Source organism: Streptomyces cavernicola (assembly GCF_029968035.1).
GTDB lineage: Bacteria > Actinomycetota > Actinomycetes > Streptomycetales > Streptomycetaceae > Streptomyces > Streptomyces cavernicola.
This window is the reverse complement of the sequence record NZ_JASCIQ010000012.1, coordinates 1-15,675: the sequence shown is the minus strand read 5'-3', so window position 1 is coordinate 15,675 and position 15,675 is coordinate 1. Positions and strand designations below refer to the sequence as shown.

14 protein-coding genes and 1 pseudogene are annotated in these 15,675 nt (G+C 73.3%); 4 read left to right on the top strand and 11 right to left on the bottom strand.

Annotation, left to right across the window (positions count from 1 at the left end):
* Window positions 1–7: 7 nt before the first annotated feature.
* The 3 genes from QIS96_RS13310 to QIS96_RS13300 form a co-directional block, all read right to left on the bottom strand.
* The gene (locus QIS96_RS13310; RefSeq protein ID WP_282542740.1) at window positions 8–526 is read right to left on the bottom strand and encodes a lytic polysaccharide monooxygenase auxiliary activity family 9 protein; all 519 of its coding nucleotides are present in this window, start codon (window positions 524–526) and stop codon (window positions 8–10) included.
* Window positions 527–743: 217 nt separating this feature from the next.
* Window positions 744–2,309 (bottom strand): MFS transporter, encoded by a 1,566-nt coding sequence (locus tag QIS96_RS13305; RefSeq protein WP_282542739.1) that lies wholly within the window; start codon window positions 2,307–2,309, stop codon window positions 744–746.
* A gap of 36 nt (window positions 2,310–2,345) precedes the next feature.
* Entirely contained in the window at window positions 2,346–3,785 is a 1,440-nt protein-coding gene (locus QIS96_RS13300) for a translocation/assembly module TamB domain-containing protein (RefSeq protein WP_282542738.1), read from the bottom strand.
* A gap of 144 nt (window positions 3,786–3,929) precedes the next feature.
* On the opposite strand from QIS96_RS13300, the gene QIS96_RS13295 reads away from it, so the two are divergent.
* Entirely contained in the window at window positions 3,930–4,883 is a 954-nt protein-coding gene (locus QIS96_RS13295; RefSeq protein WP_282542737.1) for a S1 family peptidase, read from the top strand.
* Window positions 4,884–4,929: 46 nt separating this feature from the next.
* On the opposite strand, the gene QIS96_RS13290 is transcribed toward QIS96_RS13295, so the two are convergent.
* The gene (locus QIS96_RS13290) at window positions 4,930–5,709 is read right to left on the bottom strand and encodes a nucleotidyltransferase domain-containing protein (protein WP_282542736.1); all 780 of its coding nucleotides are present in this window, start codon (window positions 5,707–5,709) and stop codon (window positions 4,930–4,932) included.
* Between the two features lie 85 nt (window positions 5,710–5,794).
* Between QIS96_RS13290 and QIS96_RS13285 the strand changes: the two genes are divergently transcribed.
* On the top strand, window positions 5,795–6,415 hold the full coding sequence (locus QIS96_RS13285; protein WP_282542735.1) for a DUF4291 domain-containing protein: 621 nt from the start codon (window positions 5,795–5,797) through the stop codon (window positions 6,413–6,415).
* A 414-nt stretch (window positions 6,416–6,829) separates the two neighbouring features.
* Here the strand turns inward: QIS96_RS13285 and QIS96_RS13280 are convergent, their stop codons facing one another.
* Window positions 6,830–7,768, bottom strand: a complete 939-nt coding sequence (locus QIS96_RS13280; protein ID WP_282542734.1) for an NADP-dependent oxidoreductase — start codon at window positions 7,766–7,768, stop codon at window positions 6,830–6,832.
* A 129-nt stretch (window positions 7,769–7,897) separates the two neighbouring features.
* Between QIS96_RS13280 and QIS96_RS13275 the strand changes: the two genes are divergently transcribed.
* Complete coding sequence (locus QIS96_RS13275; RefSeq protein WP_408907176.1) at window positions 7,898–8,353, top strand: RidA family protein; 456 nt, start codon at window positions 7,898–7,900, stop codon at window positions 8,351–8,353.
* 31 nt (window positions 8,354–8,384) lie between these two features.
* Here the strand turns inward: QIS96_RS13275 and QIS96_RS13270 are convergent, their stop codons facing one another.
* From QIS96_RS13270 to QIS96_RS13260, 3 genes are all read right to left on the bottom strand, one after another.
* On the bottom strand, window positions 8,385–9,605 hold the full coding sequence (locus QIS96_RS13270) for an MFS transporter (protein WP_408907175.1): 1,221 nt from the start codon (window positions 9,603–9,605) through the stop codon (window positions 8,385–8,387).
* A gap of 10 nt (window positions 9,606–9,615) precedes the next feature.
* A complete protein-coding gene (locus QIS96_RS13265; protein ID WP_282542882.1) occupies window positions 9,616–10,389 on the bottom strand; it encodes a uracil-DNA glycosylase in 774 nt (257 codons plus the stop codon).
* Window positions 10,390–10,508: 119 nt separating this feature from the next.
* Entirely contained in the window at window positions 10,509–11,219 is a 711-nt protein-coding gene (locus tag QIS96_RS13260) for an SDR family NAD(P)-dependent oxidoreductase (protein WP_282542733.1), read from the bottom strand.
* A 73-nt stretch (window positions 11,220–11,292) separates the two neighbouring features.
* Between QIS96_RS13260 and QIS96_RS13255 the strand changes: the two genes are divergently transcribed.
* Window positions 11,293–11,745, top strand: coding sequence for an RNA-binding S4 domain-containing protein (locus QIS96_RS13255; protein WP_282542732.1), 453 nt, complete (start codon window positions 11,293–11,295; stop codon window positions 11,743–11,745).
* Between the two features lie 110 nt (window positions 11,746–11,855).
* On the opposite strand, the gene QIS96_RS13250 is transcribed toward QIS96_RS13255, so the two are convergent.
* From QIS96_RS13250 to QIS96_RS13240, 3 genes and pseudogenes are all read right to left on the bottom strand, one after another.
* Complete coding sequence (locus tag QIS96_RS13250; protein WP_282542731.1) at window positions 11,856–12,314, bottom strand: (2Fe-2S)-binding protein; 459 nt, start codon at window positions 12,312–12,314, stop codon at window positions 11,856–11,858.
* 32 nt (window positions 12,315–12,346) lie between these two features.
* Entirely contained in the window at window positions 12,347–14,617 is a 2,271-nt protein-coding gene (locus QIS96_RS13245; RefSeq protein ID WP_282542730.1) for a xanthine dehydrogenase family protein molybdopterin-binding subunit, read from the bottom strand.
* Window positions 14,618–14,879: 262 nt separating this feature from the next.
* Window positions 14,880–15,592: pseudogene (locus QIS96_RS13240) on the bottom strand (class I SAM-dependent methyltransferase).
* Between the last annotated feature and the right edge of the window lie 83 nt (window positions 15,593–15,675).

The window sequence follows — 15,675 nt, the reverse complement described above, 5'->3', positions numbered from 1 at the left end:
GGCGCGCTCAACCGCCGATGTTGACGTCGATGCAGGCGTAGAACGCGTTCGACGTGTCGGCGATGTTCCACACGGCAAGCACCTTCTGCTTGCCGCTCGCCCCGCCGAAGTTCACGTTGTGCGTGACGGTCTCACCCGGCTTCGCACCCCCGTCGTCGAACTCGGCGACCTTGCTGCCGCCGACGTAGTACTCCCAGGTGCTGGTGGCGTGCCGGGCCGTCAGCTTCCAGGTGAAGTCCTGGGAGCTGCCGACCGGGGTGACGGACCAGCCCTTGTTGTCGTCGTCCAGCTCGGCGAAGCCCTCGTTGCCGCCGCTGCAGCTCTTCAGGCCCTTGGGGCCCTCCACGCTCTGCGGCTCGTACTTGATCGCACCGCACGGGACGGTGCCCGCGGCGCACTGCGCCTGCCTGCTGGGCGGCGAGTTGACGTACCCGTGGGCGCTCGCGGTGCCGGTCGACAGGGTCAGCGCGATGAGCGGCGCTATGCCCGCGCCGAAGGCGAAGGCGAGCTTACGGTTCCTCTGCATGGCTACTCCTTCACGGTGTGGGGGAGGTGAAGGAGCGTGAAGGTGCGCAGCCCGGCGGGCCGCCAGGGCGCCGACTCGGCGGCCCGCGACGGGAGTTCACGCTCAGTCTTGGTCTAGACCTTGCGCCTAGACCATAGCGGCTGACGGGCCACGGTCAAGAGGCTGTACGAGAGCCGTACGGGAACCAGCCGAGAGCCGTACGGGATCCGGCCGGGAGTCAGGCCGGATCGCTCGACCCCGCAGCGCCGCCCTCCCCCGCCGCCTCCGGCGGCTCCAGCGGTGGCGACGCGACCGCGCAGTTCGTCCGGCACTCCGGGTGGCAGCGCTCCGCCCGCTCCGCCTCGGGCGCCCGCACCGTCCACCACGCGACGAGCGCGCCGAGCGCGAGCAGCCCGGCGCACAGCGGCATCGCGCGCCGGAACGCACTCCCGAACTCCGCCGCCGAGCGGTACGCCTCGGGCCCCATGCCGACCAGGAGCGGCAGCGCCGCCACGGTGACGAGTCCGGCGGCACGGGCGGCCGCGTTGTTGACCCCGCTGGCCAGACCGGCGTACGCGGTGTCCACCGAGGCGAGGACGGTCGAGGTGAGCGGCGCGACGAGGGTGACCATGCCGAGCCCGAGCACGACCATCGCGGGCAGCACGTCGGCGACGTACGAGGCGTGCGCGCCGTCCACCCGCAGCATCAGGAGCATGCCCGCCGCGCACAGCAGCGGGCCGACGGTGAGCGGCAGGCGCGGCCCGGTCCGCTGCGCCAGATCGCCGGAGCGGGCGGAGAGCAGCAGCATCAGGATCGTCGTGGGCAGGAGCGCGACGCCGGCGCCGAGGGCCGAGTAGCCCGCGACGACCTGGAGCTGCAGCGCGGCCAGGAAGAAGAAGCCGCCGAACGCCCCGTACACGCAGAGGGTGACGACGTTGACGGCGGTGAACAGGCGGATCCGGAACAGCGAAGGCGGCAGCATCGGCTCGGGGCGGCGCCGCTCGACCCGCACGAACAGCCAGGCGAGGACGAGCCCGGCGACGGTGGAGCCGAGCACGGCCGGGGAGGCGGCGCCGTCGGGGGCGGCGATCAGGGCGTAGGTGAGCAGGGCGAGCGCGAGGGCGCCGAGGGCCGCGCCGAGCACGTCGAAGGAGTGCTCGCGGGACTCCTCGCCGCCGCGCGACTCCGGCACGTGTCGCAGCGCGACGGGGACGCAGAGCGTGGCGAGCGGCACGTTGAGCAGGAACACCCAGCGCCAGCCGGGTCCGTCGACCAGCCAGCCGCCGAGGAACGGTCCGACGGCCGCGCCGACGCCGCCGAGCCCGGACCAGACGCCGACCGCCCGCGCCCGGTCGTCGGGGTGGAAGGAGGCCTGGATCAGGGCGAGCGAGCCGGGCGTGAGGAGCGCGCCGCCGACGCCCTGCAGGGCGCGCGCGGCGATCAGGACGCCCGCGTTCGGGGCGAGCCCGCACAGCAGCGAGGCGGCCGCGAACCAGACGACGCCGAGTACGAACACCTTCCGCCGCCCGAAGCGGTCGCCGAGGGCGCCGCCGAGCAGGATGAGCCCGGCGAGGATGAGCATGTACGCGTTGACGGTCCACTGCAGCGCGGCCAGATCGGCGTCGAGGTCGGCGCCCATCCGCGGCAGCGCCACGTTCACGACCGTCGAGTCGAGCAGCGCCATGGCGGAGCCGAGGACGGTGGTGAGCAGCACCCAGCGGCCGGCGGCGCTCCGGGTGCGCAGGGCTCCGGCGGCGGTCGGGGGTTCCTCGGCTCGGCTGGTGTCCGGTTCGTCCCGCGTCATGTCCCGATCATCCCGCGCGCCGGAGCCGCGCGCCGCTCACTGTCGGCTGATCGTCCGAGTCACGCCCGCCGCGATGGTGGTGGCGAGCACCCAGCCGGTGACGATCAGCCCGTACGCGAGCCACTGCGCGCCGCCGTCCGGCGCGTACGCCTTCTCCTGGCCGAGGTCGACGATCGGAAGGAGCAGGTCGAGCGTGTACGCGAGGGCGTTGAAGGGCGGTGACTCGTCCGGCTTGAGCGCGCGCGGGGCGTCGAGGACGAACGCGAGGGTGCCGAGCAGGAGCAGCGAGGCGAGCCAGCCCGCGGCCCGCACGGGGCGGAAGCCGTAGCCGACGGTGACGTCCTGCAGATGCCCCCAGGCCCTGGCGTACGCGGGCAGGGTCGCGCGGTGCCGGCGCTGCTTGGCGAGCTGGACGGTACGGGCGGCCGCGTCGTCGCCGACCCGGCGGTAGGCGGTGGTGAGCTGCTCGTAGGCGTGCGGGACGTATCCCTCCAACTCGCGTTCCAGGAGGTCGAGTCGGCGTTCGGCGGGCTCGTGCGGGTCGAGGGTGGTGTAGACGAGGCCGTCGAGGCGGACGGTGTCCGGGTAGGCCTCAGGGGGGATGTTCAGGAGGTCTATCTGGGAGCGGCGCAGGGTCACTTCGCCGTCGATGCGCGGGGCCTCGCGCAGCCACAGCTCGCCGATGACGGAGCTGCTGACGCGCAGCGCGGTGCCGCCGGGGTTGGCGAACCGGGCGAACGCGAAGTTGAGCTGGCCGGGCACCTGGAGTCCGCGCAGGTTGACCCGGCCGAGGGCGCGCAGCCGCATGCCGTGGACGTCGGAGCCGACGGCGAGGGTCTTCGCGGACAGGGCGTCGCCGCCGGGGTTGTCGAGGAACGCGTCGTTCAGCTGCACCGCGCCGCTGACGGCGGCCCCCTGGAGCCGCACCTCGCCGTGGGCCACGAGGCCGGGGCCGTGCACGTCGTGTCCGACGGTCGCCTGGTTGAGCTGGAGGGTCGGCTCGGCCAACTGCCCCTCGGTCGGCCCCAGTTCGGCCCGGTCGAGGAAGAACGCGCCGGCGATCCGGGCGCCGCCGAGCCGTACCGGCCCTGGTATGCGGCAGCCGGTGATGCGCAGGACGCCGTCGACGCGGACGGTGGCGGCGTGCAGGGCGGGCAGGGTGCAGTGGCTGAGGTTGAGTTGGCGCAGCTCGGCGCCGTACAGATCGGGCGGTTCTTCGAACGTGCAGGCAAGGAGGGTGATCGCGGACTCGGCCACCGCGTAGCGCAGTTGGAGCGTGCCGGTGATCCGGGCGCCGGCGACCCGCAGGGCGGCCACTTCGCCGTCGCTGCGGTGGTCGCCGAGGAGCAGGGCGCGCAGCACCTGGGCGCGCAGGGTCCGGCTCTCCTCGGGCTCGGCGGTGAGGTCGATCCGGGCGCCGCTGGGGAACGCCTCCCACACCCGCCGCTCACTGCCCGTCAGATCCATGATCTCCACCGCGTGACTCTCACCCGGCCGCCGGTACGTGTCAACCAACTGTCCGACAGGCGCGGACGGTTGTCCGCGGAGCGTTCACCGCATAAGAATGCGCATGACAACGCCGAGGGCGCCAAGGCTCTCGGCCACAGAGGGGACCCCCACATGAAGAAACCTCTCGTCGGCGCGTTCGCCGCCGCGCTCCTCCTGGCCGGCGCGGGCGCCGCTCCCGCCGTGGCGCAGGGCGACGTCTCGGCGCAGGACAACCACTCCGCCACGCCCGGCAAGGCGGCCACGGGAAGCACGGAGGCCGAGTCGCTCGGCACCGCCCTGGACGAGGTGCTCGGCAAGGGCAAGCAGAAGCCGCAGGCCGTCGACTTCGCTGGCACGGTGGCGCTGAGCAACTGTTCCGGCTCGGTCGTCCGCACGCCCGACGCGCAGCCCGGTGACCCGGCCCTGGTGATGTCCAACGGGCACTGCCTGGAGGGCGGGATGCCCGGTCCCGGCGAGGTCCTCGTGGACCAGCCGTCGAGCCGCACCTTCGACCTGCTCGACGCCTCGGGCGCCGAGGTCGGCACGCTGAAGGCGAGCAAGCTCGCGTACGGCACGATGACCGACACGGACGTCTCGCTGTACGAACTCACCTCGACGTACGAGCAGATCGAGAGCGAGTACGGGATCAAGGCCCTGGAGCTGAACGCGGAGCACCCCACCGCGGGCACCGCGATCACGGTCGTCTCCGGGTACTGGAAGAAGACGTACAGCTGCAACATCGACGGGTTCGTGCCCACCCTCAAGGAGGGCGACTGGACCTGGAAGGACTCGGTCCGCTACACCGACGCGTGCAAGACGATCGGCGGGACCTCGGGCTCCCCGGTCGTGGACGACGCCACCGGCAAGGTCGTCGCCGTGAACAACACGGGCAACGAGAGCGGCGAGGAGTGCACGGTCAACAACCCGTGCGAGGTGGACGAGAACGGCGAGATCACGGTCCGCAAGGGCATCAACTACGCCCAGCAGACGTACCAGATGGTGCCGTGCGTGGGCGCGGGCAGCAAGATCGACCTGAGCGCTGAGGGCTGCGGCCTGCCCAAGCCGGGCGCGGTCGCGGGCAAGTAGGGCTCTACGGGGGCGGGTCGAGGCACGACGCCCGGCCCGCCCTTCGTCATGCCGCGAGCAGGGCGCGTTCGGCCTCCTCCAACGCCCGTACCAGGGCCTCCGGTTCGGGGGTGAGGCTCTCGACGAGGGTGTCGACGGCGCGCAGTCCGGCGCGGGCGAGCAGCGTCTTCTCGTTGGTGACCCATTCGCCGCGCGCCGCGAGCACCGCGTGCGCCGCCCCGGCCGCGGCGACGGCGAGCGCGCCCGCGACCTCGGTGAGGCGGCCGCGCGGGGCGTGGTTGGCCTTGGCGTACATGAGGGTGAGCGCGGCCTGCTCGCGCCACACGGCGGGGGCGGACTCCCGCAGTGCCCGCGGGTAGGCGGGGCGCGGGAGCCGGCCGCGCAGCACCCGGTTGACGGCCAGTTCGGCGACGACCAGATAGCTGGGGATGCCGGCCAGGTGGAACATCAGCGGCTCCCACCGGAACCTGCCCTGTTCGGCCTCGGCGAGCTCGTGCTCGACGACGTCCAGGTCGCGGTAGTGCACGTCCACACGGCGGCCCTCGACGGTGAGCCAGGCGCCGCCGTTGAAGACCCCGCCGCCCCAGCCGCCGATCTCGGAAGCCTCGCCCTCCCAGCCGAACTCCGTTGCCGTACGCCGGAGTTGATCGGGGTCGAAGGCGCCGCGGTAGTACACGGCGAGGTCCCAGTCGCTCTCGGCGGTGTGGTTGCCCTGGGCGCGCGAGCCGCCGAGCGCGACGGCTTCGACGGTCGGCAGCGCGGCGAGGGGTTCGGCGAGCCGGTCGAGGAAGGCCTCGTCGCCTGTGGGGGTGGGGGTGTGCTCCATGGCACCCAAACTATCGGCGCCCCCGCCCGCCCCTCGACCGAAAATTCATTGGCGCGCGACGACTTCGCTCCTGCACCATACCCATATGAGTCAACACGACCAGAAAGCGACGACGACGATCGCCACCCGAAGCATCCGCGCCCTCCACACCGACACCACCGTCACCGTCTACCAGGCCTACTCCCCCGCGCTCGGCCTCCCCGCCGCCCGCGACGGCCACTTCCCCGCCGCGTGGAAGCGGGACCGGATGACCTGGGTGAAGCCCTCGTTCCTGTGGATGATGTACCGCTGCGGCTGGGGCGCCAAGGACGGCCAACAGACCGTGCTCGCCGTCGAGATCGACCGCGCGGGCTTCGAGTGGGCCCTGCGGAACGCCTGCCTCTCGCACTACGAGCGGGACCTGCACGCCGACGCGCAGGCCTGGCGCCAGGAGCTGCGGAGCGCACCCGCGCGCGTGCAGTGGGACCCGGAACGCGACATCCGCCTGCGGCCGCTGCCGTACCGCTCGCTCCAACTCGGCCTGACCGGCGAGGCGACGCGGCGCTACGCGGACGAGTGGATCACCTCGATCACCGACGTCACGCCCACGGCCCACACCATCCACGCACTCGTACGGGAGGGCCAACTGGCCGCGGCACGGGCCCTGTTGCCGGAGGAGCGGGAGTATCCTGCGACGCCGGGCCTACTCACACACCTGGGGGCGTAGGCCCTCCTCTTCCCCCCTCCCCGCCCCTTCCCGAAAGACCGCCGTCGGCACGGGGGCCAGCCCCCGGACCCCCGCTCCTCAAACGCCGGAGGGGCTGAATTCGGGCGGCGATACGAGCCCCGTCAGGGGCGCGGGGAACTGCGCGACCAGCCACGACGGCGCAGCAGCCGAAGAACGACCGGGCCCCGGGGCCAAACCCCGGAGGGGCTGGCCTTTAAGGGGCGCGGGGAACTGCGCGAGCAACCACGACGGCGCCGCACCCGAAAAGCAACCGGAGTCCGGAGCGCGGCCCCAAGCGGGGGCGGGGACGCAGCCCCAAGCCGGGGGGACAGGGGCGCAGCCCCGAGCGGGGGCGGGGGCGCAGCCCCGGGGCTGTCCGCAGGACTTTCGGGAAGGGGCGGGGAGGGGAAAAGCTCAGAGCGTCAGAACGATCTTCCCCCGAGTCCGCCCCTCCTGACTGAGCCGCCAAGCCTCCCCCGCACTCTCCAACGGCAACGCATGATCCACATGCACCCTCAACTTCCCCGCATCCGCAAGCCCCGCCAGCTCCGCAAGCCCCTCCGAGTCCGGCCGGACCCACACGAGGTGGCCGCCGACGCCCAGTACCTCCCCGTCCGCGATGGACGCGAGCCGGGCCGAACGCTCCCCCTGCGGCGCCTGCTTGAGGAGCGGCACGGACACCTCCGCCACCCCGCCGCCCACGAAGTCGAGGACCGCGTCCACGCCTTCGGGGGCGAGCGCCCGCACCCGCTCGGCAAGCCCCTCGCCGTACGTCACCGGCTCCGCCCCCAACTCCCGCAGGAACTCGTGGTTCCGCTCGCTCGCGGTGCCGATCACCCGGGCCCCCACGGCGACCGCGATCTGCACGCCGAACGAGCCGACGCCGCCCGCGGCCGCGTGGATCAGGACGGTGTCCCCCGCCCCCACGCCGATCCGGCGCAGCGCGTGCAGCGCGGTCAGCCCGGCGAGCGGGACGCCCGCGGCCTGCTCCCAGTCGAGGGCGGCGGGCTTCTTCGCGAGCATCCGCACACTCGCCGCGACCTGCTCCGCGTACGCGCCGTTCTGCGCCCAGTCCTTGCGGATGTAGCCGTACACCTCGTCGCCGACCTCGAACTCGGTCGCGTCGAGCCCGGTCTCCTCCACGACGCCCGCGACGTCCCAGCCGGGGATCATCGGGAAGCGCGCCTCCATGATCGGGTCGAGGCCGCCGGCGGCGAGCTTCCAGTCGACCGGGTTCACCCCGGCCGCGCGGACGCGGATCAGGACCTCACCGGGCGCGACCTTGGGCTGCGCCAACTCGGCGAGGTGCAGGTCGTCCGCGGAACCGTAGCCGTCAAGTGCGATTGCCTTCATGGTGGGCGCAACTCCCCTGCCGTACAGAGCATTCCCGGCGAAAATCGGGTGCGAGGGGCGGTCCCTCCCGTACATGATCCGCTCGGCAGTCCCCGCAGGCACGTCGGCAGGCATCCAGGAGGCCGCACCGTGAACAGGCCCACCGCGAACGAGCCCACCGCGAACAGGCCCACCGTGATCAGGCGCAGCGTCGTCCCCGCCCTCTTCACCCCACCCCGGTACGCGCACGCCTCGGTCGTCGAGGCCGGCACGCGGCTCGCGTTCCTCGCGGGCTCGGTGCCGCTCGACGCGGACGGCGAGCTGGTCGGGCCCGGGGACCACGTCGCACAGGCCCGGCAGGTGCTCGCCAACCTCGAGGAGCAGTTGAAGGCGGTCGGCAGCGACCTCTCGCTCGTCGCGTACACCGATGTGTACGTGGTCGCGGACGAGCCGGGCCCGCTCTCCGCGGTCTGGGCCGTCGTGGAGGAGTCGGGCCTGGTCACCGGCGCCTCGGGCCCGCACTCCTCGACCCTGATCGGCGTCCCCACGCTCGGCTATACGGGGCAGCTGGTCGAGATCACGGCCACCGCGGTCGTACCGGACTGAGCCACGACCACAGCGCCCGCCCGCCGCCCCTTCACTCCGGACGCACGCCCCGCATCCGCCCGTACGCGTACACGCAGCCCGCGAGCGCCAGGTCGGACAGGAGCATGAAACCGATCGAGTACGAGTCCTTGGCGCTGTAGATCGCCCCCATGACCAGCGGCGGCACGAACCCGCCGAGGCCGCCGACCGCGCCGACGATGCCGGTGACGGAGCCGACCTGTGGCTGTGGCGTGACCTGCGCGACCATCGCGAACACGCTGCCGCTGGCGGCGCCGAGCCCGGCGGCCATGCCGAGCAGGCAGCACGTGCCCACCGGCACGAGGGCCGGGTCGAAGGCCTGCGCGATCGCGAGGAGGGCCACGAGGACGAGCGCGCCCGCCGTCACGAGCGCCGGGTGGGCGCGATCCGAGAGCCAGCCGCCGATCGGCCGGAACACGACGGTGACCAGGGCGAATCCGGCCGCGCGGGTACCGGCGTCGGTGGGCGAGAGGTCGTACCAGGTCTTCAGGTACGTCGGCAGGTACACGCCGAAGGCGACGACGCCGCCGAAGCCGATCGCGTACAGCGCGGACAGCTCCCAGGTGACGCGCAGCCCGCTGGCGGAGCCGAGGCGGGAGGAGAGCGAGGCGGTGGGCACCGGCCGGTCCGGGCGGTCGGTGATCAGCATCGCGGCGAGCACCGCGAACACGGCGAGGGCCGCGGCGACCACCAGGAACGGCAGGTTCTCGCCGTGCTTCGCGATGCGCGGCGTGAAGTAGCCGGAGAGCGCGACGCCGCCCATGCCCATGCCGAACACGCCGATCGCGAAGCCTCTTCTGGCGGGCGGGAACCAGGAGTTGACCAGCGGGACGCCGATCGCGAAGGTCGTGCCGCCGAGCCCGAGCAGGAAGCCGACGCCGATCATCGCGGCGTACGAGTTCCGCGCCGGGATGAGCAGCAGCACCGGCACGATGGTGAGCGCCGTGACCAGCGGGAACATCAGGCGGGCGCCGTAGCGGTCGGTGAGCGCGCCCACCGGGACCCGGCCGAGCGAGCCGACGAGCACGGGCACGGCGACGAGCAGCGACTGTTGGAGGGAACTCAGGCCGAGCTGGTCCTTGTAGGCCCCGCCGAGCGGCGAGATCAGGTTCCAGGCCCAGAAGGTCAGGGTGAAGCCGACGGTGGCCACGAGGAGATTCCGGTACGCGGCGGCTCCGGGACCGGCGGCGGGCGGGGCTTCGGTGGCGCGGGAGGTGTCAGCGATGTCCGTCACCCGGCCCAAGTTATTCTTTGCGCCCCTTTTGTGCAGTTTGGCGTGTCAGTTCTTGCGCCAGTTCTTGCGTCTGCTCTTGCGTCTGCGGAGCCACTGGTCGCAGCCCTGCCGCCGTCGCCGCCTCGCGGAGGATCTCGCGGAGCATCGCGGGCGTCAGCCGTCCGGTGAAGGTGTTGCGCTGGCTGACGTGGAAGCAGCCGAACAGGTCGAGCGCACCCGCCCCGCCCCGCAGGGTCGTACGGGCGCCGTGGCCGAAGGCGGGCCGCGGCCGGGGCACTTCCCAGCCGGCCGCGGCGAACGCGGGCAGCGCCGCCTGCCAGCCGAAGGCGCCGAGCACGACCGCCGCGCGCAGCGTGGGCGCGAGCAGCCGCAGCTCCTGCACCAGCCAGGGACGGCAGTCGTCCCGCTCCCGCGGCGTCGGCTTGTTGGCGGGCGGGGCGCAGTGCACGGGCGCGGTGACGCGCACGCCGTGCAGGGCGAGGCCGTCGTCGACGGCGGTCGCGGTGGGCTGCGAGGCGAGGCCGATGTCGTACAGCGCCTGGTAGAGCACGTCCCCGGAGCGGTCCCCTGTGAACATCCGCCCGGTCCGGTTCCCCCCGTGCGCGGCGGGCGCGAGGCCGACGATCAGCAGCGCGGCGTCCGGCGGCCCGAACCCGGGCACGGGCCGCCCCCAGTACGTCTCGTCGGCGAACGCGGCCCGTTTCGTACGGGCGACCTCCTCCCGCCAGGCGACGAGCCGCGGGCACCTGCGGCAGCGGATGAGGTCGCGGTCGAGGGCGCGCAGGTCGGGATACGGCCCACCGGTACCGAGACCAGGACCGGGGCCCGCGGGTGGGGCGGGGCCGGCGTCGAGACCGGCATCCGGGTCGTCGCGGTTCGGGTTCGGGCTGCCGGACGGGTCGTTCACCACTCCACCCGCACCCCGTCGCGGAAGAACCCTCCGGTGGGGCCGCCGCCGGGCAGGGTCGCGGCCCAGACGATCCCGGCCGCACCGTCCGCGACGGGCCGGCCGCCGGGTCCGCCCATGTCTGTGGCCACCCACCCCGGGCAGACCGAGTTGACCAGGATGCCGTCGGCCCGCAGCTCCGCGGCGAGCATCCGCGTCAGGGCGTTGAGCGCGACCTTGGTGGTGGCGTACGCGGGAGTGCCCGCGCCCATGTCGGCGAGGGACGCCGCCCCGCTCGACACGTTCACCACCCGCCCTCGACGGCTGGCCCGCAGCAGCGGGAGCAGCGTCTGCGTGAGCCGCCACGGCCCGTACAGATTGGTCTCGGCGGCCTCCCTCACCAGGTCCAGATCGGCGGTGACGGCCCGCTGCCAGGTGTCGTACGCGATGGCCGCGTTGTTGACCAGGACGTCGAGCCGGCCGAAGCGGTCCCCGACCTCGCGGGCGACGCGCTGCCGGTCGTCCTCCGAGGTGACGTCGAGCTGCATCGGCACGACGGCGGCGGAACCGAGCTCGGCCGCGGCCTTCTCCGCCGCCTTCATGGAGCGGGCGGTGAGCAGCACGACGTGGTCGAGGCCGGCGAGCTGACGGCAGACCTCGCGGCCGATGCCGCGGTTGCCGCCGGTGACGAGGGCGACGGGAGCGGTGGAGTCGTGGACGTCCGACATGTCACCACGGTACGTATCCGCGGCCCGGAAATCTCGGCGGCGTCGGGACGCCCCCGAGGACTACAGTGCGGGCATGACTTCGCAGTCCGACAAGGCCGCCGCGCCCGCCTCCCAGCGCCCTTCCGGGCAGCCGCAGGACGGCGGCGGCAGCGTGCGCGTCGACGCCTGGATCTGGTCGGTGCGCCTGATCAAGACCCGCTCGGCCGCGGCCACGGCCTGCCGCGGCGGCCACGTCCGCGTCAACGGCGACCGGGTCAAACCGGCGCACCCGGTGAAGGCCGGCGACGAGGTGCGGCTGCGGTACGCGGGCCGGGACCGGGTGGTCGTGGTGAAGCGCGTCATCCGCAAGCGCGTCGGCGCCCCGGTCGCCGTGGAGTGCTACGTGGACAACAGCCCCCCGCCGCCGCCCCGCGAGGCGGTCGCCCCCGCGGGCGTGCGCGACCCGGGCACGGGCCGCCCGACGAAGCGGGACCGCAGGGAGATGGAGCGGCTGCGGGCACTCAACTCGCGGTTGCCCGGCGCTTGAACCCAGCCCGTCCGGCGTTTGAGGACGAGGCCGCAGGCCGATGAGAGCCGGGGCCTGGGGCGCAGCCCCGGTACCGAGCCCCGGACAACCCGCACGCACCGCGGACGACCTCAACTCATCCGATCCGCCGCGGACTTGATCGCTTCCCGTATGCGGAAATACGTACCGCACCTGCACACGTTGGCGATCGCGTCGATCTCCTCGTCCGTCGGGTTCTTCGTCCGCTTGAGGAGCGCGACGGCCGCCATGATCTGCCCCGGCTGGCAGTAGCCGCACTGCGCGACGTCCTGCTCCAGCCACGCCTCCTGCACGGGGTGCAGCTTCTCCCCGTCGGCGAGCCCCTCGATCGTGGTGACCTCGCGGCCCGCCGCCTCGGAGACGGGCACGGCGCACGGGTTGACCGCCTCGCCGTCGAGATGGCTCGTACAGGCCTTGCAGACGTCGATGCCGCAGCCGTACTTGGGGCCGCGGATGCCGAGCAGGTCGCGCAGGACCCAGAGCAGCGGCAGGTCGTCGGGGGCGTCGACGGTGACCTGCTCGCCGTTCACGGTGAAGGTTTGTGCGGGCAAGGGAGAACTCCTCAGCGGGGTGCCGCCGCGGCTCAGCGCGGGAACGGCTCGAAGTCGACGTCGAACAGGATGGGGAAGCTGCGGGCGCGGGTGCCGGTCGCACGGGCGTAGGCGTTGCCGATCGCGGCGACCGCGGCGGGCACGCCGAGCTCACCGACCCCGCCCGGCTCGGCGTCGGACTCGACGACGTGGACGGTGACGTCCTGCGGGGAGTCCTTCTGCCGCGCGTAGTGGAACTGCGAGTAACTGCCTTCCAGGGGCAGGCCCTTGTCGAAGTGCAGCCCCGCCCGCAGCGCGGTCGCGATGCCGTCGGTGAGCCCGCCGAGCATCTGCGCCTCGACGCCGCGCGGGTTCACGGCCCGGCCCACGTCGACGGCGATCACGGCGCGCGTCACCCGCGGCGCCTTCGGGTCGCGCGCGTCGAGCTCGACGAGGAACGCGACCCGCGACTTGTACTCCTCGTGGAAGCCGACGCCCTGGGCGACGCCCTCGGGCAGCTCCCGGCCCCAGTCGGCGGCGGCCGTGTCGAGCACCTTGCGCTGCGCCTCGTTCTTCAGCCGTGCACGCCGGAACTCCACCGGGTCCGCGCCGAGCTTCTCGGCCACCTCGTCGAGGAACATCTCCTCGGCGGCCCGCGCGGTGCCCGAGTACACGCTGCGCCACGAGCCGGTGTGCAGCTTCAGCGGCAGCTCGGTCAGGGTCTGCGCGGTGGCCCCGAGGTCGTACGGGGAACGCATGGAGAGCCGGAACATGGTCTGCGCGAACGTCTCGTTGCCCGCGGGGAGTTCTGTGAGCCCCGCGGTGAGCGCGTCGCCGATGCCGTGGCCCGTGTCGGTCTCGACGGACGCCACCCGGTGCTGCAGGGACAGCGGCTTGTCGCGGGTGTGGGTGACGCGCAGCTTGTGGTGCGTGGGCGGCCGCATCCGCCCGTGCCGCATGTCGTCGACCCGCGACCACATCAGGCGTACGGGACGGCCCGCCGCCTTGGACACCTGCGCCGCCTCGACGGCCGCGTCGAAGAACAGGCGCCGCCCGAACGAGCCGCCCGCCTGCACCACATGGAAGTCGACGCGGGACGCGGGCAGTCCGATCGCCTTGGCGACGGCGGCCCGCGCGGCGATCGGGGACTGCGCGGCCGTCCACACGGTGGCCCGGTCGTCGCGTACGTCGGCGACCGCGCTGTTGGTCTCCAGGGGCGCGTGACTGACCGGTGCGAAGTCGTACTCGGCGTCGATGTGCTGGACGAGCAGCGGCGGCAGGAAGTCGGGGGCGGCCTTGCGGAGCTCGGCCTTGATGTCGTCGTGGGACAGCTCGTCCACGGTGCCCGCGCCCCAGTCGACGCGCAGCGCCTCCTTGCCGGCGAGGGCCTGCCCGAAGGTCTCGGCGACGACGGCCACGCCGGTCGGGATCTCCACGACGTCGAGCACGCCGGGCATCGCGCGTACGTCGGCGGCGTTGTGGACCTGCGCGACGGTGCCGTTGACGGTGGGCGGCCTGCGGACCATGGCGGGCTTGGCGCCGGGCACGTCCAGGTCGAGGGCGTACTCCTTGCGGCCGGTGACGATCGCGCGGGCGTCGATGCGGTTGGTGGGGCGGCCGACGACCTGCTGGTCGCCGGCGGCCTTCAGCGTGACGTCCGGCGCTTCCGTCGTACGCGGGGCGGCGGCGCTCTTCGCGAGGGCGCCGTAGCCGAGGGTCCGGCCGTCGGAGGCGTGCACGGCGCCGTCGCGCGTGGTGAGGTCCGCGGCGTCGACGCCCCACTGGCGGGCGGCCGTCGCGACGAGGCGGGCGCGGGCGGCGGCGGCCGCTGCGCGTACCGGGCGGTGCAGGGCGCGGATCGAGTTGGAGCTGCCGGTGAGCTGGTTGAAGAGCAACTCGGGCCGGGCGTCGTCGAGTCGGACCCGCACCTTGTCGAGGGGGAGGTCCAACTCGTCGGCTATCAGCATCGCGACGGCCGTGGTGAGGCCCTGGCCGACCTCGGCCCTGGGCAGTCCGAAGCGGGCCGTGCCGTCCTCGTCGAGCTCCAGGGTGAGCAGGTGCGAGGTGGGCGCGGCGGCGAGGATCAGCACGTCGCCGAGGTCAGGCAGCAGGTCCGGGAGCGCGGCGGGGGCGGCGCCCTCAGCGGTCGCCTGGGGGGTGGCCGCGGCGGCCTCGGGCGCCCAGGCGTCGGCGCCCACGCGGACCGCGACCGTCAGGGTGGGGGCGGCCACCAGGTATGCGAGCAGCTTGCGCCGGCCGACTCCGGCGTTCTCGGCCACGGCGGAGGGCTCGGCAGAGGACTCGGCAGAGGGCTCGGGCTCCAACAGAGGGCTCCAAAGGGTCGTCGGCAGCGCCAAGCTGCTTGTGGGGGATGGGCGTTGGGCGTTGACGTTCCGTCAACAGCGTCTGAACGATGCTTGGTTACCACAACCGGCTCGCCCGGACCACACCCTATCGAGCACCCGGCGCACGACCTTCACGAGCCCACCGCCGCCGCCTCTTCCTTCGGCGCGCGCGGCACGGTCCCGCACGGCATCGGGCGGGGAGGCGGAGGTCATGGCGACAGGGTGCGCCTCCTCTCATGCCTCACCGCACCGGTCGCGCCCGCACCCACGTGCCGTCATCCGTCAGGTAGCGGTCGACCGCGAGACCGGCCCGCGCGAGCTGCTCCTCGAACTCGGCCGTGCTCAGCACCCGGGCCCGGAACGTGTGCGTCCAGGTGGTGTCCGGCCATATGTACTGCGCGTGCACGGAGTTGACCCCGTCGCCGACCGGCGTGGACGACACGATGCGGACGGTGTAACCGGCGGGATCGACGCGTTCTCTCGGCAGGTCGGTGTGGTAGTCGGCGCCTTCGCGTTGGATCAGGACGCAGCCGTCGTCCTTCACATGGCTGCGGCAGGCCCCCAGCATCCCGTCCCGCACCGCGGGATCGGCGGCGTGCACGAGGAACGAGGCGAGCAGCACCACGTCGAACCGCCGGCCGAGCACTCCCCCGTCGAGCGCCTCGATGGGCTGCGCACCGCACGGTCCACCCCGGCCAGGCCCTCGACGTGCGCCAGCATCTCCGCCGACTCGTCCACGGCGGTCACGGTGAAGCCGCGCTCGGCGAGCGGGCGCGTCATCCGCCCTGCGCCGCAACCCAGTTCGAGAAGGTGAGCGCCGGGCGGCACAGCGCCCGCGATGACGTCCGGCTCCCCGCCCGCCTGCAGTCTCGCGTACAGCTCCACCGCGCAGCCGTCGGGCGTGATCGCCCCCGGCCCCGTACCGGAATACCCCTCGCGGTTCACTTCGCTCATACCGGCTCAACGGGCCGCCGCAGCAAGGGAGTTCCCGCTCTCGGCGGCGTCACCCGTTCGTGGCGACGGCCCCGCGCCGGGAG